Source organism: Streptomyces sp. A1136 (assembly GCF_004795055.1).
Lineage (GTDB): Bacteria > Actinomycetota > Actinomycetes > Streptomycetales > Streptomycetaceae > Streptomyces.
The window spans coordinates 1-26,041 of the sequence record NZ_SSBJ01000028.1; the positions used below are offsets into that span (position 1 = coordinate 1).

Below are 26,041 nucleotides of genomic sequence, written 5' to 3' on the forward strand. Positions count from 1 at the left end.
CGGCGAAGGTGGCGAATGCGGAGACCACCTGCACCCCGGGGGAGCTGTCGGGGAAGAAGACCTTGCCCATCGTTCCCGCGAGGTAGGCGTACACGCCGAAGTCGAACCACTCCATCGTGTTGCCCAGCGCCGCGGCGGTCACGGCACGCCGTACCTGCGGCCGGTCGGAGACGGTCACGTCCTCGCTGCGGAGGGACGTCTTGCGTCGCCGCAGGAGCGTGCGCAGCATCCGGTCGGTCGTCGGGTGGCCGCCGCGTGGCAGCCTCTTCCCCGGCCCACTGCCCGAGCCCCGTGACGGTCCCGCCATACTGTCGGCCTCCTGGCTGGTCGCCGCTGCCTCGCCGGACTCCGATTCTGGGGTCTTCGCCCGGGCGCGGCCCGCCGGCTGGTCCGAGAGGGTGAATTCGGCCGCGAGGAGCTCCCTCCGTCCGTGGGGCGACGCCGCGGCGGTGGACCACGCCGGGGAGGCCCTACGCCCCTCGGGCTTCCCACACCCGGGGTGGCGGGTTCAGCGGCCCTTGGGCGCCGACGGTGTGTGGCCGGGATATACGTGCCGGGGGGTCACGATGCGGGTGACCGCCTCGCCGAACAGGGTGCTCGGCTCCTGGCCGTCGTGCAGGACGTCGGTGTTGAGGACGATCACCATGGTCGCCCGCGCCTGGGGCAGGTAGACGGCGAGGCATTCGTAACCGGGGAGCGAGCCGTTGTGGCCGATCCAACCCTGGACGTCGAAGATGCCCAGACCGTAGCCGGCACCCGTGACGCCGATCGGTCGGGTCTTGAGACGCTCGGCCTGCGTCGCGGGGGTCAACAGGGCGCCGGTGGCGAGGGTGTGCGCCCAACCGCGCAGGTCCTGTAGGTCGGAGATCATCGCTCCGGCGGCCCAGGCCCAGGAAGGATTCCAGTCGGTCGCGTTCTCGATCCTTCCCGATGCCGTCTGGCTGGTGTAGCCCTGGGCGTGCGGGTCGGGGAATTTGGCGCCCGTGGGGAAGAGCGTCCGGTGCAACCCCGCCGGCCGGACGACGTCCCGCATGACGACCTCGTGCAGCGGCCGGCCGGTGACCTTCTCGATCACCAGGCCGAGGAGGACCAGGTTCGTGTTGGAGTAGTCGAACCGCGCGTCCGGCTGGAACTGAATGCCGTGTTTGAAGCTGTAGTCGAGCAACTGCCGCGGGGTGAAGGGCTTGTCCGGGTGCGCGAAGAGCGCCTTGGAGAAGTCCGGGTCCTCGCTGTAGTTGAACAGCCCGCTCCGCATGCCCGCCAGTTCGCGCAGGGTGATGCGGTCCCCGTTGGGAACGCCCTTGACGTACTTGCCGATCGGGTCGTCCAATCCGATCTTCCCCTGGTCGACCAGGCGGAGGAGGGCGGTGACCGTGAACGTCTTGGTCTCGCTGCCGATGCGGATGCGGAGTCCTTCGGTCATCGGCGCGCCGGTCGCCTTGTCCGCCACGCCGAAGGACTTCACGTAGCTTCCCTTGCCGGGTGCCCACAGTCCCACGGTGACGCCCGGAACCCGCGCGTCGTGCAGGACCCGGCGGATCGCCGAGTCCAGCTCGGCGGCCACGGCCGGGGTGAGCTGCCGGAATTCCGTGTTCGGTGAGGGGGCGGCGGCGGGCCGCGTGGGATCGGTCGCGCCCTGTGCGGACCCTGCCACGGCCGGGGTGATGAGCAGACCTGCGGCGGCGACGGCCATGCAGGCCCGGCGCAACCGAATCCCGTATGGCTTCACGGCCTGGCCTCCAGTCGTACGAGGGCCCGAGCAGGCTCAGGGTAGGCCCGCGCCACCGGGGCCGCGACGTGAGCCGCACGTCACGGCGGGGCGCGGAAGGCTGCGCGGGTGTTGCGGCGGCCGCCCCGGCGGGGCCCGGAACACCGGCCGCGCATGGTTCGTTGGGCTTCGCATGACCACACCTGTGACAACGGGACAGGCCCTGACGCTGGACCGCCGGGAGGGCCGGTTCGGCGAGGTCGTGCTGCGGCAACGGGGCACCACCTACGAGATCATCGCCAACGGCTGCTTCCTCATGGACACCTCCGACGGACGGTCGGAGCGACTGCTCGTCGACGCCGCGCGCCTGGCGCTCGATCCGCCGGCGGGCGGTGGACCACCGGCCCTGCTGATCGGAGGGCTGGGCGTCGGCTTCTCGCTCGCCCACGCCGCCGAGCAACCGCTCTGGGGGCGGATCGCCGTCGTCGAACGGGAGGACGCGATCATCGAGTGGCACCGGACGGGGCCGCTCGGCGCGATCTCCGCCCGGTCGCTCGCGGACCCTCGGACGACGATCCTCCATACCGACCTAGTGCGATACCTCGCGTCGGGCGCCGAGCGGTACGACGCGCTCTGCCTGGACATCGACAACGGCCCGGACTGGACGGTGGACGAGAAGAACCGCAAGCTCTACTCCCGGGCCGGACTCGCGGCATGCCATGCCCGGCTCAACCCCGGCGGTGTCCTGGCCGTCTGGTCGGCACACCACTCCCCCGCCTTCGAAACCGCCCTGCGCGAGGCGGGCTTCACCGATGTCCGGACCGCGGAGGTCCCCGTGGCGCGCGGGGTCCCGGACGTGATCCACCTGGCCCGCAAGGCCGCCTGAACGCGTCGTCGGACTCCTGCCCCAAGGGGGAAACACGTCAGACGGGCAACCCCGCGTGACCGTGGAGGCCGGCGTGGAGATCCCGGTTCCGGCCGCCGGCGAGGTACGGACGGTCGGAGCGGTCATCCTCGACGCGGACGGCAAAGCCTTCGCTCAAAAGCGCGGCCCGGACCGGCGCCTCTTCCCGACTGCCGGGACGTCGTCGGAGGTCACGTCGAACCCGGCGAACCCCTCCTGGCGGCCCTCGCCCGCGAGGTCGCGGAAGAGACGGGGTGGCACCTGGCACGGGTCCGGCGTCTGCTCGCGACCACCACCCGGACCGGCGACGACGGCGCCGGAGTACGGCACGAGGCCGATTTCCCCGTCGAGGTCGACGGCGACTTGGACCGTCCCGAGGTCGAGTGGTCCAAGCACACCGCATACGGCCGGTTCGGACCGGAGGACCTGCCCCGCCTCGAAGAGAACCGGGCGCCCGGCGAGCATCTCGGCCACGACCTGATCGCGCTCGCCCTGCGGGGCCGGGGGGGCGAGCGGGTCCGGCCGGGCGGGTCGTCGCCGGGGGCCTGATCCGTAGGCGCCCGGTGGCACCGGATGCGGATCGCAGGGGTCTGGAACATCCTGGGAGCGCCGGACAACGAACCGAAGGAGACGGCCATGTCCATGATGGACAAGCTCAAGCAGATGCTCAAGGGGCACGAGAAGCAGGCGAACCAGGGCGTCGACAAGGCCGGCGACTACGTTGACGGGCGGACCGAGGGCAAGTACCGCACCCAGACCGACATGGCGCAGGAACAGCTCAAGCGGCGCATCGGACCGGAAGACCCGCCGCCGCCCGCTCGGTAGTCGTCGGAGGTCCGCCCCGCGCGGACCGGGCGTCCGCCCGCGCCGGTGGGTCCCACGGTGCGGGTGAGGGCGCCGGGGACGCGAGATGATGGCCGGCATGACGAGTTGGCTGACGCGCCACGCCACGCTGATCGTGGCGTGCTCAGCGGTCGCACACCTGGTGGTCGTCTTCTGTTCGGCCGACATGTTCGATCTGCGGGTGTACCGGGAGGGCGCACCCGGCGTCCTGACCGGCCATCTCTACGACTTCCGGCTGACCCGCGCCGATCCGGGAGCCCAGCCGCTCCCCTTCACCTACCCGCCCTTCGCGGCGCTGGTGTTCCTGCCGCTGGCGTCCGTGCCGTGGTGGCTGACGCAGGTGTTGTGGCAGGTGCTGTCCCTGGCCGCCGCGCTGTACCTCGTCCGCGGCTCGTTCGCGCTGTCGCATCCGGGCCGGACGGTCGAACCCACCCGCGTCCACCTCTGGACGGCTGCGGTGTTGTGGCTGGAGCCCGTGCTGCACGGGATCGCGCTCGGGCAGGTCAGTCTGCCGCTCGCCGCGCTGTCACTGGCCGCCGCGCTGCGACCGGGCGCCCTCGCGGCGGGCGCGGGTATCGGCATCGCGGCGGGAATCAAGCTGACGCCTGCCGGTGGCGTCGTGTACCTGTTGGCAGCGGGCCGACGCCGGGCCGCCGCGTACGCGGCCTGCGCCTTCGCGGCGACGGTCGTCCTGGCCGCTCTCGTGGCGCCCGTCGAATCCTGGCGGTACTGGCTCCACCTCCTCGGCGACAGCGGGCGCATCGGACCGATGGCCTCGGCGGAGAACCAGTCGCTGCGTGGCTGCCTGGCCCGGCTCCTGGGGCACGACGGCGGTGCCGCGGGCCTGTGGTGGCCGGCGCTCGTACTCCTGGCCGCCGCCGCGACGGCGCTCGCACTGCGCGCCGCGATGGTGCGGGGCGACCGGCTGGCCATGCTGCTGACCGCGCAGCTCTTCGTCTTGTTGGCGAGCCCGATCTCGTGGAGCCACCACTGGGTGTGGTCGGTTCCGGCGCTGATCTGGCTGCTGTACGGCCCTCTGCGCGGCCGACGGCTCAGTGGCGCGGCCGCGGCGGTATGGGCACTGTCGGCCGGCGCCTGGGTGGTGCCGGCGCTCCACGCGGTGGCCCCGGCGGGCCGACCCGTGTCCTGGCCCGTCGCGCTGGCCGCCTGCGCCTATCCGCTGGCGGCCGCCCTCACGCTGGCGGCGGTCGCGACCGCGCGGCCGGACGCCCCGGCCCCGCCGCCGAACGCCTTCCCCGCGCGGGCCCGCACCACCACCCACGGCCACTGACCGGGGTCCGACGACCGCTGTCCGGGCTCGGCAACACACCGGTGGCCGACCGCCGTCAGGCCTGACCGGTCTCGAAGCGGGTCACCTTGCCACCGTCCACGGTGAACCGCCAGGCAGTGCGCATGGCGCCCCAGGTGTCGTTCCGGAAGTCCGCCACGAGTGCGAGGCCGTCGGGGGTCTGGGTCTCGACGTCCATGTGGCCGCCGGAGCCGAAGATCTCCCGCTCCGTCCAAGCGGCGAGGTCGCGGTCGCTGCCGTCGTCCGACATCGTGGCGCCCGGGGCCAAGGACGCGGCGAACGCCTGCCGGTCGCCGGCGTTCAGCGCGAGGACGAAGGCGCGTACCGCCGGTTCGGTCAACTGGTCGGGAGGGAGGGCCATCACTGTCTCCGTGACTGTGGGGAGGGGAGCGTCCGCCTTCGATAGTGGACCCCGCGCCGTGGCGGAGCGGTGCTCTGCGGGCCCGCCGCGCGTGTCGGAGGTCCGGCAGGGCGGCGGCCGACCGCCCGGCGCCGCCCGCGGTCGCTACGCTCCCGATGTGAGCAGCACACCATGGGACCGCCGACGGGTGGTGGGGGCGGGACTCGGCGCCCTCGCCTCCGCCTGCGCCGGATGCACCGCGCAGTCGGGGCCGACATGCCGGCTGCTCCTGGCGACCGGGCCGGAGGGAGGGCCGTACAACGCGTTCGGCAACGCGCTCGCGCAGGCCGTCGCGGCGAGCGGCAGCCGCCTGCGGATCGTTCCCGTGAGCACGGCCGCCAGCGTCGACAACCTGCGCGAGTTGGAGGCCGGCGCCGTCGACTTGGCGCTGGCCATGGCGGACGTGGCCGAGGACGCGGCGCTGGGGCGCGAGCCGTTCGCCCGTCCCGCCGCCTCGGCGACCGCGCTGGCACGGGTCTACGTGAACTACACGCACCTCCTGGTCCCGGCGGACGGAGCGGTGCGGTCGGTGCCGGACCTCGCGGGGCGTCCGGTGGCGGCGGGCGCGGCGGGTTCGGGCGTGCAGGTGGTGGCGGGACGCCTGCTGCGGGAGGCCGGGCTGGGCGAGGGTCGCCTCCCCGCCCGCGAGCGGCAACTGGGCCTCGCCGAGTCCGCGCGGGCCCTGCGCGAGGGCGCCGTCGACGCGCTGTTCTGGTCGGGAGGCGTGCCCACCCCGGCCTTGGCGACGCTGTCGCGCGAGATGCCGCTGCGGTTCCTGCCGCTGGACGGGTACGTGGGGCCCCTCCGGGACCGCTACGGGCCGGTGTACTCGGCCGTCACCATCCCGAGCGGGGCGTACGGGCCGGCGGAACCCGTGGGAACCCTCGGGGTCGCCAACTACCTCCTCGCGCGTGCGGACGTACCGCGGGACGCGGCGCGCGAGTTGCTGACGGTCGTGTTCGAGCGGTGGGGTGACCTGCTGCGGGAGGTGACGGCCGGAGCACGGCTGGAGCCCCGGTTCGCCATCTCCACCGGTCGGGTACCGCTTCACCGGGGTGCGGTGGCGTACTACAGGTCCGTGTACGGCTGAGGCGCGCGCGAGGACGGCAGCCGCAGCTCGAAGGTCAGGCCGTGAGGCGTGTTGCGGCCGACGTCGAGCCGGCCGCCGCTGACGCGGGCGATCTCGTCGGCGATGGCCAGGCCCAACCCGCTGCCGGGGACGTTCTGGTGCTCCGGCGAACGCCCGAAGCGCCGCAGCAGTATCGGGAGTTGGTCCTCGGCGACGCCGGGACCGTCGTCCGCGACGCGGACGGCGATCTGCCCGTCGGTCGCGTCCCGCGTGACGCTCACGACGACGCGGCCGCCGGGCGGGACGAACTTGACCGCGTTGTCGAGGAGGGCGTCCAGGACGCGGCCCGCCGCGTCGGGCAGGGCGACGGCACGCAGACCCCCGGCAGGCGTGGATGTGGTCAGCTCCAGTTCTGCAGCCCGGAACACCGGCTCCCAGGCCGTCACCCGCTCCCGTACCGCCCGTGACACGTCCTGTTCGGCGGGCTCCGCGGTACCCGACTCCACGCGCGCCATCGCCAACAGGCCGTCGAGCAGTTGCTCCAGACGTTCCGCCTCGTCGAGGGCGCGGGCGTGCTCGGCGCGGCCGGGACCGGGGGCGATGTGCGGTTCGACGTTCTCCAGCCGCAGGACCAGGGTGGCCAGGGGGTTGCGCAGTTGATGGGAGGCGTCGGCGACGAAGTCGCGCTGGCGGCCGATGGAGTCGGCCAGGGCCTGCGCCATCGTGTTGAAGTGCTGTCCCAGCCGCCGCAGTTCGGGCGGCCCGGTGTACGAGACGGTCCGCGCCTGGAGGCGCCCGGCGGTCAGTCCCTCCACCGCCCGGTCGAGGTCGAGGACGGGGCGCATCAGCCAGCGCGCGGTCCCCGCCGCGACCAGGCCGGCCGCCGCGAAGGCGGCGAGCGCCCCGGCCGCGATCAGCGACCAGCGGACCGTGACGTCCCGGCGGGCCGTTCCGGTGGGGACGGACATCAGGACCGCCCCGCTGACCCGCTCGTCACGGCCCACCGGTTCGGCGACGACGACGTCCCCCGGACCCCACGGGCGAAGGGTGGGCAGTCGGTCGGTGGAGCGGCCGGTGAGGGCGCGGCGCCGGGCGTCCGCCGTCCGGCCGGTCGACGAGGCGGGGGAGGCGGGTCCTGCCTGGGCGAGAGTCCGCCCGGCCGTGTCGACGACGATCACCGAGGCCCCGTAGAGCTGGGCGTAGCGGTTGATCTCGGCGGTCAGTTCCGACCGGTCGGCGCCGGTGCGCATCCGGTCGGCGAGGTCCGCGAACCGCACCGCTTCGGAGCGGCGTTGCAGGAGCAGGTGCTCGGTCCGTCCCCGCGCGTACGCCTCGGCCAGTGGCAGGCAGAGCAGCAGCGCGGCGGCGCCCATGAGCACCGTCAGCAGGACGAGGAGCCGGCGCCTCACCGGCCGCCGTCCCCGGCGTCGTTCCCTGCGCCACTGCCGTCGCCACCGCCCTCACCGCCGCCTTCGTCGTCCACGGCGGGGCAACCGAGTTGGTAGCCGAACCCGCGAACGGTGCGCACCAGCCCGGAGCGGCGGGTCTTGGCCCGGATGCCCGCCACGTGGACGTCCAGCGACCGTGAGGCGCCGAGGAAGGCGTCGCCCCAGATCCGGTCCAGGATCTCCTCGCGGGAGTGCACTTCGTCCGGGCGCGCGGCCAGGAAGGCCAACACGTCGAACTCGCGGCGCGTCAGGCGGACCGTGCGTCCGGCCACGGCGACCGTGCGGCACGCGAGGTCGATCTCGACGTCCCCGGTGCGCACGGGCCGGCCGCCGGTGTCGGGAGGACCGGCCGCCGTACGCGCCGAGGGGATGCCGGTCCTGCGGCGCACGGTGTCGATGCGGGCGATCAACTCGGCCATCCGGAACGGCTTGACGACGTAGTCGTCGGCCCCGGCCCGCAAGCCCTGCACGATGTCGCGTTCCTCGCAGCGCGCGGTCACGACGATCAGCGGCGCGTCGCAGACGGTTCGCAGTCGACGCAGCAGTTCCAGGCCGTCCAGGTCGGGCAGGCCCAGATCGAGGAGCACGAAGTCGGCCTCGCGGACGTGCCGCAGGGCGTCCAGGGCGCGGCCGACCCGGCGGACCGTGTGCCCGCGCTGCGCGAGTGCGGTGCCGAGGGCCTGGGCCATGCGGTCGTCGTCCTCGACGAGAAGGGCGTGCATCGGCGGTCTTCCTCGTCACGCGCGCGGACCGGGTCGGGACCGCCCGACCGGTCGGCCCGGGGCAGCAGCTTACGCGAGCCGCCGCCCGGGGCCGCCGGATCGGGGCCGTCGGTCGGGGCCGTCGGTCGGAGGCGCCGGAGCGGGGCCGCCCGCGCGGTTCAGCGGGCGGCGTCGCGAGCGCCCGCGGCCGGCTGCCCGTGCTCGTCGGCCCGGCCGGCGCCGGGGTGGTCCTCGCCCCGGCCGCCGGCCCCGTCGGCGTCCGCCTCGGCGCGGCTGAGCGCGGCGTGGCGGGTGTCCGGCATCAGGACGTAGGTCACGAGGGAGACCAGCGCGCAGCCGGACACGTACCAGAAGAACATCTTCTCGTGGCCCGCGTCCTTGAACCACAGCGCCACGTACTCGGCCGTGCCGCCGAAGAGGGCGTTGGCGACGGCGTACGGCAGCGCCACGCCGAGGGCGCGGACCCGGGTCGGGAACAGCTCGGCCTTGACGGCGGCGTTGATGGAGGTGTAGCCGGTGACGATCACCAGGGCGAGCAGCGACAGCCCCAGCGCGGACCAGTAGGAGGACGCCGACCCGAGCGCGGTCATGATCGGGTACGTGCCGACGGTGCAGCCCACCGCGAAGGTGATCAGCAGGGGGCGACGGCCGATCCGGTCGGACAGCATCCCGGCGAAGGGCTGGAGCACGGCGAAGAGGGCCAGGGCCGTGAAACTGACCAGGGTGGCCGTGTTCTTCGCCATGCCCGCGCTGCCGACGAGGTACTTGGTGAGGTAGGTGGTGTACGTGTAGTAGGCCACGGTTCCGCCGAGCGTGAGCGCCATGACCAGACCGGCTTGCCGCCTGTACTGCCACAGGGCCTTGAGCGTGCCGCGTGCGCTGTCGTCGTGCGCCTCGGCCGTCGACGACTCCTCCCGGAAGGCGTCGGTCTCCTGGAGCCTGCGTCGCAGCCAGAAGACGACCACCGCGAACAGGGCCCCGAAGACGAAGGGTACGCGCCAGCCCCAGTCCTTCAACTGGGTGTTCGTGAGAGTGTGTTGGAGCGTGATGAGGATGCCGAGTCCGAGCAGCTGGCCACAGGTCATCGACACGTACTGGAAGGAGGAGCCGAGGCCCCGCCGGTTTCGGGCGGACGCCTCGGTGAGGTAGGTGGCGCTGGCCGCGTACTCGCCGCCGATGCTCATGCCTTGGAGCAGGCGCGCGAGGAGCAGCACGAGGGCGCCCGCGTAGCCGGCCTGCCCGTAGGTCGGGGCGACGGCGATGAGGAGGGCCGCCCCGGACATCATGGCGACCGTGAGGGTGAGCGCGCTCTTTCGGCCGTGCCGGTCGGCGGCGCGTCCGAGGATCCAACCGCCGACGGGACGCATCAGGAATCCGACCGCGAAGATCCCGGCCGTGTTCATCAGCTGCGTGGTCGGGTTGTCGCCGGGGAAGAACGAGTCGGCGAAGTAGATGGCGAAGCTCGCGTAGACGAACCAGTCGTACCACTCCACGAGGTTGCCGAGGGAACCGCCGACGAGGGCGAGACGGCGCTTCCCGCGGGCGTCCCCGGGCGGCACGGGAGACGGGACGGCGGACGAGGACATGGCGGCTCCAGACGGAACTCCCCGAGGGGAGAGGGTGAGGGAGAACGACCCCGAACAGCGGGGAAGTGCCCAGAGCATGCGCCGGTCCGCTTACCGGGACAAGGAGCGGCGCCCAGATCTAACGTCCCGCTAAGAAAACCCGACCCGCGCGCTTGGACCCGCGCCTCGGCGACCGCCGCCCGGTCGTGCCGTCAGGACATGCTCAGGAAGACGCCGCTTCCACGGGACCCCGGCGGCGTATCGCCCACACGCTGGGGGCCGCCAGCAGGACCAGCGTGGCCAGCGTCATCACGGCGGCACTGGCGAGCAGCACGGAAGTGGGACCCAGGGCGGAGGCGGTGGCGCCCACGACGAGGTACCCGAGCGGCACCGCCATGAGTTCTCCGGTGGAGCTGAGGGAGTTGACCCGGCCCAGCACCTCCGAGGGCAACTGCTCCTGGAGGGCGGTGTGCCAGCAGACGATGGCGATGTCCAACCCGATGCCGGCCAGTACCGCCCCCGCAGCCACGACGACGAGCGGGGCCCGGACGGCGAGCGCGAGCAGCGGAAGCGCCGATGGCAGGTTCGCGCAGACGCACGCGACCATGATCCGGGAGGGTTTCCACTTGAGGGACACGAACCCCCCGGCGAACAGACCGACGGCGAAGGCCCCCTGAACGGTCCCCCAGGCGACCGCGCCCAGATGCCGGTCCTGTGCCAGCACCGGACCCAGCAGCTGGTAGCCGCCCAGCCACAGCGCGACGACGACCGTCCCGGACGCGACGTACGACCAGAGCCAGAACCGGCCCGAGAAAGCCGCCCAACCCTCCTTGAAATCCCGCAGAACCGACGATGTCCGCTTTTCCCGTACGGAAATACCGATGCGGGATACGAGAACCGCCGCTATCGCGAAGCTGGCGGCATCCCAGGCCAGGGTCCATTCCGGTCCGACCAGGGCGACGAGCAACCCTCCGAGCGCGGGCGCGACGATTTTGACCGCGTTGACGGGAAGGCGCATGAGCGCGTTCGCCTCCTGGACTTCCCCCGCCTCGACGAGGTGGGGAAGGAGACTGTTCATCGCGGGCTGCGCGAGGGCCGAGGCGCCGCCGGCGAGGACGGCGAAGCCCGCGACCCGCGTGACGTCCGCCGCCCCCAGGGCCACGAGCAGGGCGACTGCCGCCTGTGTGCAGGCCGATACGAGGTTCCCGACCACGATGACACGCCGTCTCGACAGCCGGTCGGCTATCACGCCTCCCACGAGCATCATGACCAACTGGGGAACGGTATTACAGGCCAGGACGATCGCGAGCGAATTCGGCCGGTCGTCGAATCCGAGCACCGCGAAGGCCAACGCGACCGGCGCCATCGCCGATCCGCTCATGGAAATGATCCGGGCCAGGACAAACAAACGGAACGGCTTGTGCCGTATAACGGAGAAGGAAGATCGAAAAGCCACTCGGCGCACAGTACTACCCGTCCCCGACACCCCGCCTCCGGCGGTGCGGCGGTCGCGTGTGCCATCGTGGACGGCACCGACGTCCTCGGAGGCCGAACGACCGTGACCGTGATCGCCTGGCTCGTGGAAGGCACCTGGGCCGCCTGTGCCGAGGCCGCCCGCAGGTTCGCGCCTACCGGTGCGGACATCGTGCTGCTGCACATCGACTCCCCCGACGTGGGGGACGTGGGACACGGGGCCTTCGCCGGGCTCCTCGGCCGGGTGCGGGCCGAACGCGACCCCGGCACGGCGATGGAACACCTCGCGTCCGCCACCGCCGACCGCGTTCTCGCCGCCGCGGGCGAACTCCTCGGCCGGCCCCACAGAGCGGTCAAGCTGACCGGACGCCCCGAGACGGAGGTCGTGGCCGCCGCGGAAGGAGCGGACCTGTTGGTCCTCGTCCGCGACGGCGACCACAGCCGCCTGGGCCCCCGCAGCCTCGGCCCCACCAGCCGCTTCGTCGTCGACCACGCGCCCTGCCCGGTCCTGCTGGTGTGGCCCGACGCGGCCTCGCTCAGCGCAGCGGACGCTCGTAGCGGAACTCCGTGAGGGTCACGTCCTCGTAGACGTCGTCCTGGGTCCCCCCGTCGTGCCGGTAGCCGGCTCGTTCGTAGAAGCGCCGCGCCTGCCGGTTGTCACCGAGCACCCACAGGGCCACGCCCCGGAACCCCTGCTCGCCCAGCCGCGCGTGGACCTCGCCGAGCAGTGCCCGGCCGAACCCACGCCCGATGAGGTCCGGTCGGACGTAGAAGGCGTATATCTCGCCCGTGCGCCGACCGGCGGACGCCGGCCCCCGGTACGGGCCGCAGCTGATCCAACCCACGGGGGCGCCGCCGGCGTCGAGGGAGACCAACTCCGTCGACTGCCGCAGCGGATTCGAGAACCACGCCCGTCGCCCTTCGGCGTCACTCTCGATCGACATCGCGTCCAGATACCGCCCGGGGACGATCCCGGCGTACGCGGACTGCCAGCCCCGCACCCGGATCGCCGAAACGGCGTCGACATCGGCTTCTTCCATCTCACGCACGCGTACCATCACGCCACCCTAGGGTCACGGGTGCCTCGACCGGTCTGTCTTCAGGCGCGGGCCCCGGCCCGGCCGCTCACCGGGTTGACGAGCCGGACGGCGAGATCCGCGAACGGGCCGGACACCGCTTGGCGTTCGCGGCCACCGGTCGGACGGGGCGGCCGGGGCGCCCGCGCGATCGGGTGACATACCGCCACATCGGCGGCCCGTCGGCGTTAGCAGGACGACTTCCCCGTCAGGGGCCCGTTTCCGCTCAAGCTAAGGAACGCTCGAGAATGCTGAAGAACATGATGATCACCGCAGCTGCCACCGCCGCCGCGATCGGCGCGGGCGCTGCCGTGGCCGCCCCGGCCATGGCCATCGGCAACGACAACGGGATCAACACCGTCAACGGCAACGGCGCCTCCCAGATCTACGGCAACCAGAAGACCGAGGGCGCCATGAGCCCGCAGCTCAGCCTGGTCCAGGGCACGCTCAACAAGCCCTGCATCGGCCTGCCGGCCAAGGTCAACGCCCAGTCGCTGGTTGCGATCATCGCCAACATCGGTGTCCAGGACATCAACGTCCTGTCCAACCCGCAGAACCAGCAGTGCACCGAGAACTCCACCCAGGCCAAGGGCGACGAGTCCCTCTCGCACATCCTGGACAACATCCCGGTCCTGTCCGGCAACCTCTCCAACGGCAGCTGATCTGCCCGCACCACCCCCAGAGCGGGTCGTCCGCGGGCACGCGGTACCCAGGGCCCCGGCCTCCTCAGGGAGGCCGGGGCCCTGCCCATGTCGCGCACGCACCTACCCGATGGCGACCGCCGCCTCGGTTGTGCATGATGCCGTCATGATCGATTCGATAGGTCCCGTGGTCGCGGCCGGCAGCATGAGCGGCGGCGAACAGCCGTCCTTCGGTCTCCGCGGCGGCTTCGCCTTGCGGCCGTGGCAGCCCGACGACGCCCCGGTGCTGGTGGTTTCCAGCCGAGACCCGGAGATCCGGCAGTGGAACCGGTCGGTGGACCTCTCGCCTGCCGCCGCCGGCGAGAAGATCGCGAGGTGGCGCGAGCGTTGGCAGGCCGAGGAGGCCGCGATCTGGGCGATCTGCCGGCCCGGCGGGGGCGGGCCCGTGGGCCTGGTCGGTCTGGCGGACGTGGATCTGCGCGGCGGTGGCGCCGAGTTCCTCTACTGGCTCCTGCCGGCCGGGCGCGGACACGGGGTCGTGGTCGACGCGACGGTCCGGATCAGCCGGTGGGCCGTGGACGAACTGGGTTTGCACCGGCTGCGGATCACGCATTCCGTCGCCAACCCGGCGTCCTGCCGGGTCGCCGTGAAGGCGGGCTTCGCCTTGGAGGGGGTGATGCGCAGCGCTCTGCTCCACGCGGACGGATGGCACGACGAACACCTCCACGCGCGCGTCGCGGGCGACCCTTGGCCGTCCGGCTGAGTCCGGACCGGGACCCGGGTTCGACCACGGCACGGTGGCTCGCGCCCCTCACCGGGCGGCCGGGCCGACCCCAGCGGCGGAGCGGACGGGGCTCAGGCGGGGTGGCCCGGTTCGAAGTCCTTGACGTCGCTCAACCGGAGCAGTGCGGGGGCCTGCGGGGCCGGCGGTGACTGCTCGGTGGGGGTCAGGAGGAATCCCACGTGGTCACCGCCCGCGATCCGCTCCTCGATCCGTCCCACGAACCACACGTCGGCCTCGTTCAGCACCGGGCTGCCGTCCGCGCTCTCGTGCCAGGCGACCCGCTCGAACTTGTCCACGCGGTCCCCGGTCTGGCTGCCGAACCACCTCGCCAGCTCGCGCTGCTCGCGCCGCAGTACGTGCACCGTGAGGTGGGTGGCCCGGAGGGCGACCTTGAAGGTGTGGTTGGCCTCGGACAGCCACACCATGTAGCGCGCCGGGTGGATCGAGCACTGCGAGGCGAAGCCGACCAGGCACCCCGCGCGGTCGTCGCCCGCCGCCGCGGTGACCACGTACATGGGGACGTCCAGCACGTCCGTGAACGGATCAAGGTCCAGCTCTGCCATCACGGCTCCTCACTTCGTCCCGGCCCGGCATCCGGCGGCTACCCCGCCCACGGGTGCCCAACCCCGCACGCGCTCCCTCCAACAGGTGGAGCGCGTCACCCGTCGGTGCCATTGCGCCGAATGGCGGCAAGTCGCCGGCCCTCCGCCGGGGAAGCGAGGGGCACCGTGCCCTCGGACGGCGATGCCCTCGGGGCTCCGGGAGCCCGGTCCGACACGGGCCGTCCGCCGTCGCGCAACCGGATCGCCGTCCCCCGCGGCCGGGGGCTCGTCCATCCGACGCAGGCGGTGTTTCCGGGGAGGCCGCGGGGGTGATTCCTGATGCGCAGATCGACCCCTCCCACTCAAGGAGCAGCCATGCGCATCCGCGCCGCAGTCACGACCCTCACCCTCGCCGCCACCATGGTTCTCGGAGGCGCCGCCACCGCGCTCGCCCACGGGGACGACGACCACAACAGCGGTTCGGCGCACTACGGCGCCTGCCACCTGTCGGGCGCCGTCATCCACGGCAACCCGGGCTTCGACGGTGCCTGTGCCTGGGGAGCCATCGACTGGCACTGACCGCAGCGCGCCGCGTGGCCCGGGGTTCACTCCGGGCCACGCGCCTGTGTGGAGCCCGTTGGACCGGCTCGTCGGCGGGCGCCGTTCACGCGTAGCTGACGGTCACCTTCTGGAATCCGAGCGAGCGCAGCAGGCCCTCCAGCATCGCCGTGGTGTTCTGCTCCGCCCTCGCGGCGAGGCCGCTGTCGCGGGCCGCCTCGGTGATGTGCTGCACCGCGAGCCGCTGTACGGCCTGTTCGCCGGCAGGATTGTCGGAGAAGAAGTCACCGAGCCGGTCGAGCAGGCCGCGTTGCTTCGACACCGCGTAGGAGCGGTTCGGGTCGAGGGCGGCCGGGCCGAGGGTCGCGTGGGGGAGCCGCACCGTGGCCTGCGTACGGTCCGCGTTCACCTTCACGCTCTGCTCGCCCAGCGCGCCCAGTTCGACGTATCCGCCGACCGACCCCGCGCCTACGTACAGCGTGCGGGTCCCACGGATCGCGTCCGGCAGGAAGGCCGCGTCCTTCTCCAGATCCACCACCACCTGGAAGTTGCCGACGGCGCCCTCGTAACGGTGCATGTCCTGGATCGACTTGAGCAGCGCGGGGCCGGAGCGGTCCCGGGTGTCCTCGCCGAACAGGCCGCCGAGGCCCGGAATCAGGCTGAGACGACCCACGAGCACGACCAGCGCCAGCAGCAGGGCCGCTCCCCCGGCCACCAGCGCCCATCGCGGTTTCCTGCTCCCGCGCGGCGGGGGGAGCGACTGCCCGGTGGAACGCGAAGAGGTCTCCATGTCTCCCGTTTACCCCGTGCGGCCGCCGCCACTTCCGATCCGGTGAGTACGTCACCCCGATTCCCGGGTCGCGCAGGGGACTTGGGCGAGCGAGTCCGCCGGTGGCCGGCGGCGGGGGCATGGGACGGGGCGTTTCGGGCACAAGCGCACGATCCGATTTCCGATGAGTGATGTGAGGTGATGCCCCCATGCCCATGAGCAGTGGACCTGCGAGCAGTGGTCCGGCACGACGGTCGTGCACGGCGGCGCGCCGGGCCGTCGCGTACGTCCGCAGAGGCGCCTCGTCGCCGGGCGCCGAACGCGACGACCTGATCCGTCAGGCGAAGACGGTGGTGGCGGCGATGGTCGCCTGGGCCCTGGCACACCGCCTGCTGCCACCGACGGTCACGACGTTCGCGCCGTTCACCGCGATCGTCGCCCTCCAGGCCACGCTCTACCGCTCCGTGCGCGAATGCGTCCGGTACCTGGGCGCGATGGTGCTCGGCGCGACCCTGGCCGCCGGGCTCGCCGCCCTGATGGGCATCCACGCCTGGTCCTTCGGGCTGCTCGCCCTCCTCGCGCTCGCGGTCGGGCGGGCGCGGTACCTGGGTTCCCAGGGGCTCCAGGTCGCGGTCGTCGGATTCTTCGCCTTCACGGCCGGACACGGCCGCATCGACTACATCGGGCACCTCGCCGGTTCGGTCGCCCTCGGCGCGCTGTGCGGGTTGTCGGCGCACCTGCTGCTCGCACCGGCCCGACACCTACGCCACCGCCAGCAGGCGGTGGCCGATCTCTACGAGGGGCTTCGGCAGGTCGTCGCCGAGCTGGCGTCGGCTGTCGGGGAGGGCGGCGCGCCCTCCCGGGAGCAGGTCGGGCGCTGGCGTCGCGACTGTGACCGGGTGGCGGCGGACGCGCCGCGCGTACGGGCGTCCGTGGACGCCGAGGCCGAGAACAGCCGGCTCAATCCGCGCCGCGCCGACGGGAGGGACCGGGACGTGCTACCGCGCGCCCAGGAGGCGGCGCGGGCGGCCGGCAGGAGCGCCGCACACCTGCGCTCGGCGCTGCGCAGCCTCTCCCACTCCCTCGACAGCGGCCACGACACCCACCTGCCGCGTCGCTTCCTGTCCGGGTACGGCGCCCTCCTGGACACGGTCGCCGCGGCGATGGCGCAGGTCGGCCGGCCGGACCGGACCGACCCGCGGGAACTCGACGCGCTGGTCCGGGAGGGGATGTCCCTCCACGAGGACCTGGAGTACGCCGTCCAGCAGGACACCGGGGTGCCCGCCCCGGTACGGACGCTGTGCGGCGCGCTCCTCACGGACGCCGGGCGCCTGCTCCACGAGCTCCGCGGCGCGCTTCCCGAGCCCGCCCGCGCCGGCTGAGGCCGCCCCCGGGCCCGGCGGGGCGGGGCTGCCGGCGGGGCTTCCCGCGGACCGGGACGCTAGGGCGTGGTGTCCATGTGGAGTCGGACGGTTGTTCCCCGCTCGGCCGTGGAGCGGATCTCGACGAGGTCGCACAGCTGGTGGGCGAGCCACAGGCCGCGTCCGCCGATCTGGTCGGGGGTCGGCCTGCGCCGTCCGGCCATCACGTCGACGATGTGGCCTGAGTCGCGGAACTCGCACAGGAACGTCGCGTCCTGCGACCACGTGCGCAGGGTTCCCCCGCCCCCGCCGTGGCGGATGCTGTTGGTCGCGATCTCGGTGACGGCCACGGCCAGTTTCGGCAGCCGCTCGGCGGACACTCCGGCGTCGGCCGCGCACTGGGAGACCTTCGCCCGTATCGCCGCCAGGTCACCGTGGGTGTAACCCATCTCCTGGTAGGGGTCGCACGGGTCGGTGAGCGCGTCGAAGGGGTACTCCGCGCCGACGAGGTAACCCTCGTTGGGTACGTACTGCCCGTCCTGGCGGATCAACGGGTGGCAGCGGGAGAGGGACCGGAGGGCGGCCTGGTCGCCGTCGGCGGCGTCGTAGGGGCACAGCATCGACCAGGCGGGGCTCCGCGCGAAGGCCCGGTTCAAGAGCCACTCGTGATAGCGCAGCTCGGAGACTTGCGCGGCGCTGCGCGCCGTGCGCCAAGCCGTCTCGCCGATGCCCCGTACGGGCCTTCCGCCCTCGCCCCGCTCCCTCATCCACGCCTCCCAGACGGCGACGAGACGGCCGGGGTTGGGCCCGATCGTCGAGATGTCGACGAAGGTGACGGCGGGCTCGTCGGCGAGTTCGCCGCGCAGCAGGGACGTCTTGTCGGAGGGCACGGCGACCACCACCGCCTCACCGCCGTCCAGGGCTTCGCGGATGAAGCCCAGGGTGCCCGACAGGAACTGCGCCTCACCGTCGTAGGGGTACAGCTCGTGGCGGAACGGGGTCTCGTCCCGCCCGGAGGGTCGCCGGGGCACGCTCGCGCTCATACGGCCATCACCACCGGCATGCCGGGGGCCGCGTAGCCCGCCAGTTCCCAACACAGGCGCACGGTTTCGTTGGCGCCCTCCACGATGATCCGGCGGTCCGGCAGCTGACGGGCGGCCTCGACGAGTGCGTGCATGCCCGCGGCGTCGATCATCTCCAAGGTGTCGAACCGCAGCCGCACCTTGGGCGTGTGTCGTACCGCCGCCCGTACCGCGGCGTTGAACGCCGCCGCACACTCCGAGTCGATCACTCCGTCTACGCTCCACCTGTCGGCGCCGCTGCTGAACATCCGGAAGGCCGGACGTCCCGCGCGAATGCCCATCTCGTGCGGGTGCACACATGCCACCCGTTCCAGAGTAGGCGCGTCCCACAGCGACGGGCGGAACGCGCACACCACCATGGCGCCGCTCTCGGAGGCGAACTCGTCGAGCTTGAGTTCCTGGGCCAGCAGTTCCTCGGCGCCGCCGGTTTCCGTCGCGGGTATCCGCTCGGCGAGCACCCGCAGCGAGCGGAACCCTTCCCGGGCGGCGGAACGGGCCTCGCGGCGCACCGCGGCCAGGACCGAGTCGGAGTCGGCGGGACCGCGGAAGTCGAGGACCACGGAGGCGAGGGACACCGTGTCGCGCGGGACGCCGGAGGCGACCCCGGCGGGGCCGACGACCACGATCTTGTCGCCGTAGAGCGCACCGTCGGCCACATAGGCCCGCGCGTCGGCGGGGAACGCGCCGTCGGGCTCCATACGCCAGCAGACGTGGTCGCCGTGCTCGACCTCGTCCAAGGTAGCCAGTGCTCGCGCCGCTCTCACTCGTCCCCTTCCGGCCCTGCCGAACCACCCGGAGCCGGCCCGCTCGGGCCCCATCCGGCACGCCAGCCTACTGGGCGTCGCCGGGCAGCCGCGGGCGGCCGTGCCCGGCGAACCGCCGGCGGGGCGGTCCACGCTCTGCCCCTGCCCGCCCCGGTCGGCGCCAATCATCGGCGGAACCGGGGCCGGGAGGCCCGGACGGACCTGCCGGGCGCCGGCTTCGAGAGGCGGCCCGGGGCCCCGCGCCTAGGGTGTTGTCCATGACACGGACCAGCGCCCCGTCCCGTACCCGCCGCCCGCCCCGGCTCGGCTACGCGGGCGCCGGGGCGGTGTTCGCCATCGGCATGGCCGGTACGACGCTGCCCACCCCGCTGTACGGGCTGTACCGGCAGGAGCTCGGTTTCTCGGAGCTGACGGTGACCCTGGTCTTCGCCGCCTACGCGGTCGGCGTGATCCTGACCCTCCTCGTGGCCGGGGGATACTCCGACGAAGCGGGGCGCCGCCCGGTCCTCTTCTACTCGCTGGTACTGGGCGCGCTGAGCGCGGTCTGCTTCCTCCTGGAGGGCGGGTTGCCGCTGCTGTTCGCGGGGCGGGTGCTGTCGGGGTTCTCGGCCGGGCTGCTCAGTGGGGTGGGGACGGTCGCGGTGTTGGAGCTGGCCCCGCCCGGGCGGAAGACGCGGGCGGCTCTCGTCGCGACGGCGGCGAACATGGGCGGGCTGGGTTGCGGCGCGCTGGTCGCGGGGGTGTTGGCCGAGTACGCCCCGGCTCCGCTCGTCCTCCCCTTCGTCACCCATCTGGCCCTGCTGGCGGTGGCTGGTGCCATGGTGACGGCACTGCCCGAGACGGTGGACGACGCCCGCCTCGGGGCCCGGCTTCGGCCGCGGGGCCTGTCGGTCCCGGCGTCCGTCCGCGGTGTGTTCGTGCCCTGCGCGCTGGCGGCCTTCGCCGGATTCGCGCTGCTCGGGCTGTTCACCTCGCTGGCCCCGAGCTTCCTGGCCGAGACCCTGGGCGTGCACAACCACGCGGTGGTGGGGCTCGTGGTGTTCTCGGTGTTCTTCTCCTCGACGGTGGGCCAGTGGCTGGTGGGACATCTGGCGGTGGCACGGGCGCTGCCGCTGGGTTGTCTCGTCCTGGTGGCCGGTCTGCTGCTGGTCGCCGCCTCGCTCTGGGCCGAGTCCGCGGCGCTGCTGGTGGCGGGCGCGGTGTTCGGTGGGCTGGGGCAGGGCATGGCCTTCCGCGCGGGGCTGAGCGCGGTGGGCGACGCGGCGCCGGCCGCGCACCGGGGCGCCACGATCTCCTCGTTCTTCGTGGTCGCCTACACGGGCATCTCACTGCCGGTGGTGGGCGTCGGCGCCCTGACCCTGTGGCTGGGGCTGGTGGGCGCGGGGCTGACGTTCAGCGCGTGCGCGATCGTGGTGACCGCCGCCACGGGCCTGTACCTGCTGCGGCACTCGCCCCCCTCGTCCTGAGGTGCTCGTCCGACGCGCCGCCGCCCGCTGGCGCCGACGCCCGGTGATGGGAACCTGAGATGTGGGGCCGTGAACGGCGGGCGGAGACCACATGGGCATCCCCAGGGGGCCGGGCACCGGAAGCGACACGGGCACCGGTACGGGCAGGATCGGCCGCGCGGGGCACCGGGCCTCCCGGGCCCTGACGGCGCTGCGCACCGGGACCGGCACCCTGCCCGCCGCGGCCCGCCGGGCCGTGCGCGTCACCCTCGCCGCGTGCGTCGGCTTCTACACGTTCCTCCACGTCCTCCGCCTCCCGGTGCCCGCCACCTACGCGCTGTTCGCCGCCGTGGCGCTGGCCGTGCTGTCCCGAATCCCGGGCACGGGCCGTCAGCGGTCGGCGCAGCTCGTGCGGGTGTTGCCGGTGGCGTGCGTGCTGGTCACCCTCGGCACCCTCCTCGCCGTACGGAACTGGGCCGCCGTGGCCGGCATGCTCGTCATCGGTTTCTGCCTGGCCTTCGGTGCGGCGGCCGGACCGCGCCAGGCCGGAGCCGCGCCGGGCCTGCAACTGCTGTTCATCCTGCCCTGCTTCCCCCCCTTCGCCCCCGACGAGCTGGGCGAGCGGCTCCTGGGGGTCGTCGTCGGAATCCTCCTGCTCATCCTCGCCGAGGCATGGGTGCTACCCGATCCGCCCGAGCCCTCCTACCGCGACCGGGTGGCCCGGGCGGCCGAGGTCGCGGCCCGGTGCGCGGCCGCGCTGGCGGCGCCGCCCTACGCGCTGTCGCGGGCGGCCGCGGAAGAGGCCGTCGCCGCCGGGGAATCGTTGCGGCCCTCCCGGTCCCCGGAAGCGGAGCGGCCCGCCGGGCCGGGGGTCCGCGAGCGGGGGTCGGCCCACAGCGGTCTCGCCGCGCGGACTCTCCTCGCCCGGCTGCACGCCCTGCCCGTCCCGGCGGCGGGGGTCACGCCGTTGCCGGAAAGCCTCGACCTGCTCCGGGGTGTGGAGGCCGCGGCGCGCGAGATCGGCGCGCTTCTGGCGGCCCCCTCCGCCGAGACCTCGCGCCCCCGCGGGCCCGACGGGGCGGCCCGGCTCGCCCTGGCGGCGGCCCGCGCCGGGGCGGCGGCCGTCGTCCCGGCGCTGCCGGCCGACCGGCGCCGGCAGGCGAGCGTGCTGGAGGTGGCCGACGCCGCGCTGGTGCTGGGCGAGGCGGTGGACATCGCCGTATGGGGCCGCGGCGCCGTCGGCGATGGGCGTGACACGGGACGTTTCTGGTACGCCCGGCGCAGTGAGCCCTATCTGTGGTGGCACCGGTTGGCCGCTCACGCGGGGCCGAGGTCGGTGTACTTCCAAAACGCCGTGCGGATCGCCCTCGCGCTCGCGGTCGCGCGGACGATCGCGGGGTTGGACACCCTCCCCCACGGCTTCTGGGCCATGCTGGCGGTGCTGAGCCTGACCCGCACCACGGCCGTCCAGACCCGCCACACCGTGCGCAGCGCCCTGATCGGTACCTTCCTGGGCGCGATGGCGGCGGGCGCCGTCTTGACCCTGGCGGGCACCGCGAGCACCGCCTACGCGTTCATCCTGCCGCCCCTGATGCTCTTCGCCTTCACCACCGGCCCGCTGCACGGCGTCGGGTGGGGTCAGGCGATGTTCACCAACGTGGTGGCCATGGCCTTCGCCCAGCTGTCGCCGTCCGACTGGAGGCTGGCCGAGTACCGGTTCCTCGACGTGCTCATCGGGAGCGGCATCGGTCTGGTCGTCGGTCTGCTCGCGTGGCCGCGCGGGGCGCACGACGAGTTGGGCCGGGCCGTGGCGCGGTTGCTGCGGGCCGCCGCGGGCGAGGTCGCGGCCACCACCCGGGACGACGGGCCCGCCGGGTCCGAGGACCTCGACAGCGCCGAGGTCCAACGGGCGCTGACCCTCGCCGAGTCCGCGTACGCGCAGTACCAGGGCGAGGCCCAACGGCCCGCAGGGCCGGGCCCCGACTGGCAGTGTGCGCTGATGGCCGGCCACCACGTCCTGTGGGGCGCCCGGCGGGTCCGCGCGTCACCGGGCGGTTTGCCGGCCGCGCCGGTAGCCGAGCGGCGGATGCGGGAGTACGGCGCGTGGGTGGCCGAGGGGTTCCTGACCGCGTCCGAGCGCTACGACGTGCTCCGCCGCGCGGCCGCGCCGCCGGGCCGTTCCCCCGCGGGCTCCGGGCCCGAGGAGGCCGACTCCTCCCTCGACGCTCCGCCGCGCTACTACACCGCGCTGGCCTGGCTCGACTTCCTCACCGCGGACCTGGTCCGCATGGCGGCGTCCCATCCTGCGCAGCGCATGCCGGTCACCCCGTGACCTCGTCGGGGTCGGTGGCGAGGCGGGCCGCCCGGAGGGTGAGGTAGTCCCGTTCGGGGAGGCTCGCCGTGCGCCGGGCGGCGGCGCGGTAGTCGGCGACGGCGGCCTCGCGGTCCCCGGCCAGCTCGTGCAGGTGGCCGCGTACCGCGTACAGGCGGTGGTGCTCCCGGAGGTCCGGCGCGTCGGCGAGCAGGGCGAGTCCGGCGCGCGGACCGTCGACCATCGCGGTCGCGACGGCCCGGTTCAAGGTGATCAGCGGATTGTCGGACATCCGCTCCAGGACCCCGTACAGGGCGAGGATCTGCGGCCAGTCCGTCTCCCCCGCGGTCGGGGCCTCGTCATGGACGGCCGCGATGGCGGCCTGCACCTGGTAGGGGCCGACCGGACCCCGCGGCAGGGCGGCGGTGATCAGCGCGATCCCCTCGGCGATCGCGGCGGCGTCCCAGCGGGTGCGGTCCTGCTCCGCGAGCGGGACGAGTTCGCCGCCGGGCCCGGTGCGGGCCGGTCCGCGGGCGTCGGTGAGGAGCATCAGCGCGAGCAGCCCGGTGACCTCACCGTCGTCCGGGAGCAGCGCGTGGACGGCCCTGGCCAGGCGGATGGCCTCCCGGGCGAGTTCGACGCGTTGCAGGTCGGGACCGGCGCTGCTCGCGTAGCCCTCGTTGAAGATCAGGTACAGCACATGCAGCACCGCGTCCAGCCGCGCCGGCCACTCGTCGGCGTCGGGCATCCGCAACGGCACGCCCGAGGTCTTGATCAGTTGTTTGGCCCGGCTGATCCGCCGGCCCATGGTCGCCTCCGGCACCATGAAGGCGCGCGCGATCTCCCCCGTCGTCAGCCCGCCCACCGAGCGGAGGGTGAGGGCGATGGCGGAGGCGGACGACAGCGACGGATGGCAGCACAGGAACAGCAGGGCGAGGGTGTCGTCGCGTCCGGCCCGGTCCTCGGCGTCCGCGGGCGGGGCGGTCCGCCGGTCGGCCGGGACCCGCGCGGCCACCAGGTCCTCCCTGCGCCGCCGGGCCTGCTCGCCGCGCACCTGCTCGGTCATCCGGCGGGCGGCGACCTGGATCAGCCAGCCGCGCGGGTTGTGCGGCAGCCCCTCCCCGGGCCACTGGCGGGCGGCGTCCAGCAAGGCCTCCTGCACGGCGTCCTCGGCGGCGGAGAAGTCGCCGTAACGGCGGGTGAGCACGCCGACGACCTGCGGCGCGAGTACGCGCAGCAGGTCCTCGACGGTGCGTTCGGCCGTGGTCACAGCTCGGTAGGCGGCGCCGACATCACCTGGCGGACCTCGATCGGCATGTTCAGCGGCCGGCCGCCGGGGCCGGGCGCGGCGGAGACGCACGCGGCGATCTCGATGGCCCGCTCCTCGCTGTCACAGTCCACGATCCACCAGCCGGCCAGGAACTCCTTCGTCTCCGGGAACGGTCCCTCGGTGATCAGTGGCGCGCCGCCGGCGTGCGAGCGGACGATCCGCGCGTTCTCGGGCATCGCCAGGCCCTGGGCGTCGACCAGCTCGCCGGCCTCGGCCAGCTTCCGGTTGGTGTCCTTCATGAAGCCGATGTGGGCCCGGAACTCCTCGGGCTTCCACTCCTGGATCCCGGGGAAGTCAACGCTCTTCTCGCTGAACTGCATGAGCAGCATGTACTTCATGTCCGTGCCTCGTCTCGTCGGGTGCGCCGGCCCTCGTCGCGTCGGAGGGCCGCTTTCACGGGGAGGTAGAAGCCGGCTCCGGGATTGCGACATCTCGACGGGAGATTCCCGAAAAAAGTTAGCGGACGCGGGGGTCGGCCTCCATCGCGGCGCCCCTGACGCGGATCGGGCGGCCCTCGCCGTCGCCCGCCGTTGGGCGGGCGGGCGACGGCGGTGCCAGGGTGGGACCTGTGGCTCCTCGGGCGGCCGTGGAGCCGGTGGAAAGCCACGCTGACAGCGAGGAGGCTGACGATGACCGAATCCGCGAGCGGCGGGTCCTATTCGAACGTGGTCGTGTCACCCGTCATGGCGGGCAGCCCGCCGTTTCGGATCGTCCAGGTCTACGGGGAGGTGGCGGGCCGGGCGCACGACGTGGTCGACGTGCTCCATCTGCTGCGGGCCGTCGGCATCCCGCACCCCGACCTCGACGACCCGTCGGTGGTGCGCTGGGAAGGCGGCGACAAGTTCACCTGGGGCTTGCGGCACAAGTGACGCGGGGCCCGACCCGGAGGCCGGACCTGCCCGGGCCCGCCGCGCGCACCGGGCAACCGGTCAGCCGTTCAGCCGTTCAGCGAGGCCATCAGTTCGGGGGCGTAGCGGTCGCCCGAGACGGCGCCGTGAGGTGCCACCGCGTCGAGGGCGGCCAGGTCGGCGTCGGTGATCGTCACGTCGGTGGCGGCGACGTTCTCCTCCAGGTAGCGACGCCGCTTGGTGCCGGGGATGGGCACCGCGCCCTGGCTCAGCGTCCAGGCCAGGGCGAGCTGGGAGGGGGTGACGCCCTTGTCCGCCGCCAGCCGGCGCACCTGGGCGACGAGGGCCAGGTTGCGGTCGAAGTTCTCGCCCTGGAAGCGGGGGTCGGTGCGGCGGAAGTCGTCGGCCGCGAAGTCGTCCGGGCTGGTGACGGCGCCGGAGAGGAAGCCCCGGCCCAGCGGGGAGTAGGCGACGAGGCCGATGCCGAGTCCGCGCAGGGTCTCCAGGACGCCGTCGTGCTCGATGCCGCGCTCGAAGAGGCTGTACTCGGTCTGTACGGCGGCCAGCGGGTGGACCGCGTGGGCGCGGGCGATGGTGGCGGGCGCGACCTCGCAGAGCCCGATGTGGCGCACCTTGCCGGCGGCCACCAGCTCGGCCATGGCGCCGACGCTCTCCTCGACGGGCACGGCCGGGTCGACGCGGTGCAGGTAGTACAGGTCGATGTGGTCGGTGCCCAGGTGGCGCAGCGAGCGGTCGGCCGCGTGGCGGATGTACTCCGGGGTGCCGTTGTAGCCGCGGAATTCTCCCTGGTCGCTGAATTCGACGCCGGTCTTGGTGGCGACCACGGCCGCGTCCCGGCGGCCCGCGAGCGCCTTGCCGAGGAGCTGTTCGTTGATGAAGGGGCCGTACCCCTCGGCGGTGTCGAGCAGTGTGACGCCCAGTTCGAGGGCCCGGTCGATGGTGGCCAGGGACTCGGTGTCGTCCGTGGCCCCGTAGTGGGCGCTCATGCCCATGAGGCCGAGGCCCTCGGCGCCGACGACGAGGCCCTGACCGCCCAGAGTGCGCTTCTCCATGGTGTTTCCCTTCCGA

Annotated in this window: 27 protein-coding genes and 1 pseudogene; 13 read left to right on the forward strand and 15 right to left on the reverse strand. The window is 73.3% G+C overall.

What is annotated here, in order from left to right; all coding sequences use genetic code 11:
* Positions 1-229, reverse strand: a pseudogene (locus E6R62_RS25155) (MFS transporter); the annotation flags it as partial.
* Between the two features lie 279 nt (positions 230-508).
* Positions 509-1,693, reverse strand: a complete 1,185-nt coding sequence (locus tag E6R62_RS25160) for a serine hydrolase (RefSeq protein ID WP_136215894.1) — start codon at positions 1,691-1,693, stop codon at positions 509-511.
* Positions 1,694-1,913: 220 nt separating this feature from the next.
* Between E6R62_RS25160 and E6R62_RS25165 the strand changes: the two genes are divergently transcribed.
* From E6R62_RS25165 to E6R62_RS25180, 4 genes are all read left to right on the forward strand, one after another.
* Entirely contained in the window at positions 1,914-2,594 is a 681-nt protein-coding gene (locus E6R62_RS25165; protein ID WP_240801876.1) for a spermidine synthase, read from the forward strand.
* 234 nt (positions 2,595-2,828) lie between these two features.
* Positions 2,829-3,161, forward strand: a complete 333-nt coding sequence (locus E6R62_RS25170) for a hypothetical protein (protein WP_240801887.1) — start codon at positions 2,829-2,831, stop codon at positions 3,159-3,161.
* Positions 3,162-3,185: 24 nt separating this feature from the next.
* Positions 3,186-3,437: an antitoxin gene (locus tag E6R62_RS25175; protein ID WP_306432468.1), complete on the forward strand. Its 252-nt coding sequence runs from the start codon at positions 3,186-3,188 to the stop codon at positions 3,435-3,437.
* A 97-nt stretch (positions 3,438-3,534) separates the two neighbouring features.
* On the forward strand, positions 3,535-4,746 hold the full coding sequence (locus E6R62_RS25180) for a glycosyltransferase 87 family protein (RefSeq protein ID WP_168714176.1): 1,212 nt from the start codon (positions 3,535-3,537) through the stop codon (positions 4,744-4,746).
* Between the two features lie 55 nt (positions 4,747-4,801).
* On the opposite strand, the gene E6R62_RS25185 is transcribed toward E6R62_RS25180, so the two are convergent.
* Complete coding sequence (locus E6R62_RS25185; RefSeq protein ID WP_136215807.1) at positions 4,802-5,125, reverse strand: nuclear transport factor 2 family protein; 324 nt, start codon at positions 5,123-5,125, stop codon at positions 4,802-4,804.
* A 157-nt stretch (positions 5,126-5,282) separates the two neighbouring features.
* Between E6R62_RS25185 and E6R62_RS25190 the strand changes: the two genes are divergently transcribed.
* Complete coding sequence (locus tag E6R62_RS25190; RefSeq protein WP_240801877.1) at positions 5,283-6,254, forward strand: TAXI family TRAP transporter solute-binding subunit; 972 nt, start codon at positions 5,283-5,285, stop codon at positions 6,252-6,254.
* On the opposite strand, the gene E6R62_RS25195 is transcribed toward E6R62_RS25190, so the two are convergent.
* The 4 genes from E6R62_RS25195 to E6R62_RS25210 form a co-directional block, all read right to left on the reverse strand.
* Complete coding sequence (locus tag E6R62_RS25195; protein WP_206308840.1) at positions 6,233-7,642, reverse strand: HAMP domain-containing sensor histidine kinase; 1,410 nt, start codon at positions 7,640-7,642, stop codon at positions 6,233-6,235. The genes E6R62_RS25190 and E6R62_RS25195 overlap by 22 nt on opposite strands.
* On the reverse strand, positions 7,639-8,403 hold the full coding sequence (locus E6R62_RS25200; protein ID WP_136215808.1) for a response regulator transcription factor: 765 nt from the start codon (positions 8,401-8,403) through the stop codon (positions 7,639-7,641). The genes E6R62_RS25195 and E6R62_RS25200 overlap by 4 nt, the downstream gene beginning before the upstream one ends.
* Before the next feature lie 158 nt (positions 8,404-8,561).
* Complete coding sequence (locus E6R62_RS25205; protein WP_240801878.1) at positions 8,562-9,989, reverse strand: MFS transporter; 1,428 nt, start codon at positions 9,987-9,989, stop codon at positions 8,562-8,564.
* Between the two features lie 202 nt (positions 9,990-10,191).
* Positions 10,192-11,625: an MFS transporter gene (locus tag E6R62_RS25210; protein WP_306432469.1), complete on the reverse strand. Its 1,434-nt coding sequence runs from the start codon at positions 11,623-11,625 to the stop codon at positions 10,192-10,194.
* Between E6R62_RS25210 and E6R62_RS25215 the strand changes: the two genes are divergently transcribed.
* On the forward strand, positions 11,527-12,012 hold the full coding sequence (locus E6R62_RS25215) for a universal stress protein (protein ID WP_136215809.1): 486 nt from the start codon (positions 11,527-11,529) through the stop codon (positions 12,010-12,012). The genes E6R62_RS25210 and E6R62_RS25215 overlap by 99 nt on opposite strands.
* Here the strand turns inward: E6R62_RS25215 and E6R62_RS25220 are convergent.
* Positions 11,978-12,499, reverse strand: coding sequence for a GNAT family N-acetyltransferase (locus E6R62_RS25220; RefSeq protein WP_136215810.1), 522 nt, complete (start codon positions 12,497-12,499; stop codon positions 11,978-11,980). The two genes, E6R62_RS25215 and E6R62_RS25220, sit on opposite strands and share 35 nt — an antisense overlap.
* Positions 12,500-12,765: 266 nt before the next feature.
* Here E6R62_RS25220 and E6R62_RS25225 point away from each other — a divergent pair, with 266 nt between their 5' ends.
* On the forward strand, positions 12,766-13,179 hold the full coding sequence (locus E6R62_RS25225; protein WP_136215811.1) for a rodlin: 414 nt from the start codon (positions 12,766-12,768) through the stop codon (positions 13,177-13,179).
* A 145-nt stretch (positions 13,180-13,324) separates the two neighbouring features.
* Positions 13,325-13,921 carry a GNAT family N-acetyltransferase gene (locus tag E6R62_RS25230; RefSeq protein WP_136215812.1) on the forward strand — a complete coding sequence of 199 codons (597 nt, stop codon included), beginning with the start codon at positions 13,325-13,327 and terminating at the stop codon, positions 13,919-13,921.
* A 92-nt stretch (positions 13,922-14,013) separates the two neighbouring features.
* Here the strand turns inward: E6R62_RS25230 and E6R62_RS25235 are convergent, their stop codons facing one another.
* A complete protein-coding gene (locus tag E6R62_RS25235; RefSeq protein ID WP_136215813.1) occupies positions 14,014-14,505 on the reverse strand; it encodes a flavin reductase family protein in 492 nt (163 codons plus the stop codon).
* A 354-nt stretch (positions 14,506-14,859) separates the two neighbouring features.
* On the opposite strand from E6R62_RS25235, the gene E6R62_RS25240 reads away from it, so the two are divergent.
* Positions 14,860-15,063, forward strand: a complete 204-nt coding sequence (locus E6R62_RS25240) for a hypothetical protein (protein ID WP_136215814.1) — start codon at positions 14,860-14,862, stop codon at positions 15,061-15,063.
* An 85-nt stretch (positions 15,064-15,148) separates the two neighbouring features.
* Here E6R62_RS25240 and E6R62_RS25245 read toward each other — a convergent pair whose 3' ends face one another.
* A complete protein-coding gene (locus E6R62_RS25245; protein ID WP_136215815.1) occupies positions 15,149-15,832 on the reverse strand; it encodes a DUF4230 domain-containing protein in 684 nt (227 codons plus the stop codon).
* 194 nt (positions 15,833-16,026) lie between these two features.
* Here E6R62_RS25245 and E6R62_RS25250 point away from each other — a divergent pair, with 194 nt between their 5' ends.
* Positions 16,027-17,193 carry an aromatic acid exporter family protein gene (locus tag E6R62_RS25250; RefSeq protein ID WP_136215816.1) on the forward strand — a complete coding sequence of 389 codons (1,167 nt, stop codon included), beginning with the start codon at positions 16,027-16,029 and terminating at the stop codon, positions 17,191-17,193.
* Between the two features lie 59 nt (positions 17,194-17,252).
* Here the strand turns inward: E6R62_RS25250 and E6R62_RS25255 are convergent, their stop codons facing one another.
* Both E6R62_RS25255 and E6R62_RS25260 read right to left on the reverse strand, forming a co-directional pair.
* Positions 17,253-18,215, reverse strand: coding sequence for a sensor histidine kinase (locus E6R62_RS25255; protein ID WP_136215817.1), 963 nt, complete (start codon positions 18,213-18,215; stop codon positions 17,253-17,255).
* Positions 18,212-18,991, reverse strand: coding sequence for an MEDS domain-containing protein (locus E6R62_RS25260; protein WP_306432470.1), 780 nt, complete (start codon positions 18,989-18,991; stop codon positions 18,212-18,214). Before E6R62_RS25260 ends, E6R62_RS25255 begins: the two co-directional genes overlap by 4 nt.
* A gap of 284 nt (positions 18,992-19,275) precedes the next feature.
* On the opposite strand from E6R62_RS25260, the gene E6R62_RS25265 reads away from it, so the two are divergent.
* Both E6R62_RS25265 and E6R62_RS25270 read left to right on the forward strand, forming a co-directional pair.
* Positions 19,276-20,484: an MFS transporter gene (locus E6R62_RS25265; protein ID WP_136215819.1), complete on the forward strand. Its 1,209-nt coding sequence runs from the start codon at positions 19,276-19,278 to the stop codon at positions 20,482-20,484.
* Positions 20,485-20,575: 91 nt separating this feature from the next.
* Positions 20,576-22,795, forward strand: a complete 2,220-nt coding sequence (locus E6R62_RS25270; protein WP_136215820.1) for an FUSC family protein — start codon at positions 20,576-20,578, stop codon at positions 22,793-22,795.
* Here E6R62_RS25270 and E6R62_RS25275 read toward each other — a convergent pair.
* Positions 22,785-24,044, reverse strand: coding sequence for an RNA polymerase sigma factor (locus E6R62_RS25275; protein ID WP_136215821.1), 1,260 nt, complete (start codon positions 24,042-24,044; stop codon positions 22,785-22,787). The two genes, E6R62_RS25270 and E6R62_RS25275, sit on opposite strands and share 11 nt — an antisense overlap.
* Positions 24,041-24,442, reverse strand: coding sequence for a YciI family protein (locus tag E6R62_RS25280; protein ID WP_136215822.1), 402 nt, complete (start codon positions 24,440-24,442; stop codon positions 24,041-24,043). Before E6R62_RS25280 ends, E6R62_RS25275 begins: the two co-directional genes overlap by 4 nt.
* A gap of 291 nt (positions 24,443-24,733) precedes the next feature.
* Between E6R62_RS25280 and E6R62_RS25285 the strand changes: the two genes are divergently transcribed.
* A complete protein-coding gene (locus tag E6R62_RS25285) occupies positions 24,734-24,973 on the forward strand; it encodes a hypothetical protein (RefSeq protein ID WP_136215823.1) in 240 nt (79 codons plus the stop codon).
* A gap of 68 nt (positions 24,974-25,041) precedes the next feature.
* Here E6R62_RS25285 and E6R62_RS25290 read toward each other — a convergent pair whose 3' ends face one another.
* On the reverse strand, positions 25,042-26,025 hold the full coding sequence (locus tag E6R62_RS25290; RefSeq protein ID WP_136215824.1) for an aldo/keto reductase: 984 nt from the start codon (positions 26,023-26,025) through the stop codon (positions 25,042-25,044).
* Positions 26,026-26,041 lie beyond the last annotated feature (16 nt).

Bases quoted from the DNA above. Each gene is read 5' to 3' on its own strand.
- E6R62_RS25160 (WP_136215894.1), bottom strand. From the start codon at position 1,693: ATGGCCGTCGCCGCCGCAGGTCTGCTCATCACCCCGGCCGTGGCAGGG.
- E6R62_RS25175 (WP_306432468.1), top strand. From the start codon at position 3,186: ATGCGGATCGCAGGGGTCTGGAACATCCTGGGAGCGCCGGACAACGAA.
- E6R62_RS25180 (WP_168714176.1), top strand. From the start codon at position 3,535: ATGACGAGTTGGCTGACGCGCCACGCCACGCTGATCGTGGCGTGCTCA.
- E6R62_RS25185 (WP_136215807.1), bottom strand. From the start codon at position 5,125: ATGGCCCTCCCTCCCGACCAGTTGACCGAACCGGCGGTACGCGCCTTC.
- E6R62_RS25200 (WP_136215808.1), bottom strand. From the start codon at position 8,403: ATGCACGCCCTTCTCGTCGAGGACGACGACCGCATGGCCCAGGCCCTC.
- E6R62_RS25205 (WP_240801878.1), bottom strand. From the start codon at position 9,989: ATGTCCTCGTCCGCCGTCCCGTCTCCCGTGCCGCCCGGGGACGCCCGC.
- E6R62_RS25220 (WP_136215810.1), bottom strand. From the start codon at position 12,499: ATGGTACGCGTGCGTGAGATGGAAGAAGCCGATGTCGACGCCGTTTCG.
- E6R62_RS25225 (WP_136215811.1), top strand. From the start codon at position 12,766: ATGCTGAAGAACATGATGATCACCGCAGCTGCCACCGCCGCCGCGATC.
- E6R62_RS25230 (WP_136215812.1), top strand. From the start codon at position 13,325: ATGATCGATTCGATAGGTCCCGTGGTCGCGGCCGGCAGCATGAGCGGC.
- E6R62_RS25235 (WP_136215813.1), bottom strand. From the start codon at position 14,505: ATGGCAGAGCTGGACCTTGATCCGTTCACGGACGTGCTGGACGTCCCC.
- E6R62_RS25240 (WP_136215814.1), top strand. From the start codon at position 14,860: ATGCGCATCCGCGCCGCAGTCACGACCCTCACCCTCGCCGCCACCATG.
- E6R62_RS25245 (WP_136215815.1), bottom strand. From the start codon at position 15,832: ATGGAGACCTCTTCGCGTTCCACCGGGCAGTCGCTCCCCCCGCCGCGC.
- E6R62_RS25250 (WP_136215816.1), top strand. From the start codon at position 16,027: ATGAGCAGTGGACCTGCGAGCAGTGGTCCGGCACGACGGTCGTGCACG.
- E6R62_RS25255 (WP_136215817.1), bottom strand. From the start codon at position 18,215: ATGAGCGCGAGCGTGCCCCGGCGACCCTCCGGGCGGGACGAGACCCCG.
- E6R62_RS25265 (WP_136215819.1), top strand. From the start codon at position 19,276: ATGACACGGACCAGCGCCCCGTCCCGTACCCGCCGCCCGCCCCGGCTC.
- E6R62_RS25270 (WP_136215820.1), top strand. From the start codon at position 20,576: ATGGGCATCCCCAGGGGGCCGGGCACCGGAAGCGACACGGGCACCGGT.
- E6R62_RS25280 (WP_136215822.1), bottom strand. From the start codon at position 24,442: ATGAAGTACATGCTGCTCATGCAGTTCAGCGAGAAGAGCGTTGACTTC.
- E6R62_RS25285 (WP_136215823.1), top strand. From the start codon at position 24,734: ATGACCGAATCCGCGAGCGGCGGGTCCTATTCGAACGTGGTCGTGTCA.
- E6R62_RS25290 (WP_136215824.1), bottom strand. From the start codon at position 26,025: ATGGAGAAGCGCACTCTGGGCGGTCAGGGCCTCGTCGTCGGCGCCGAG.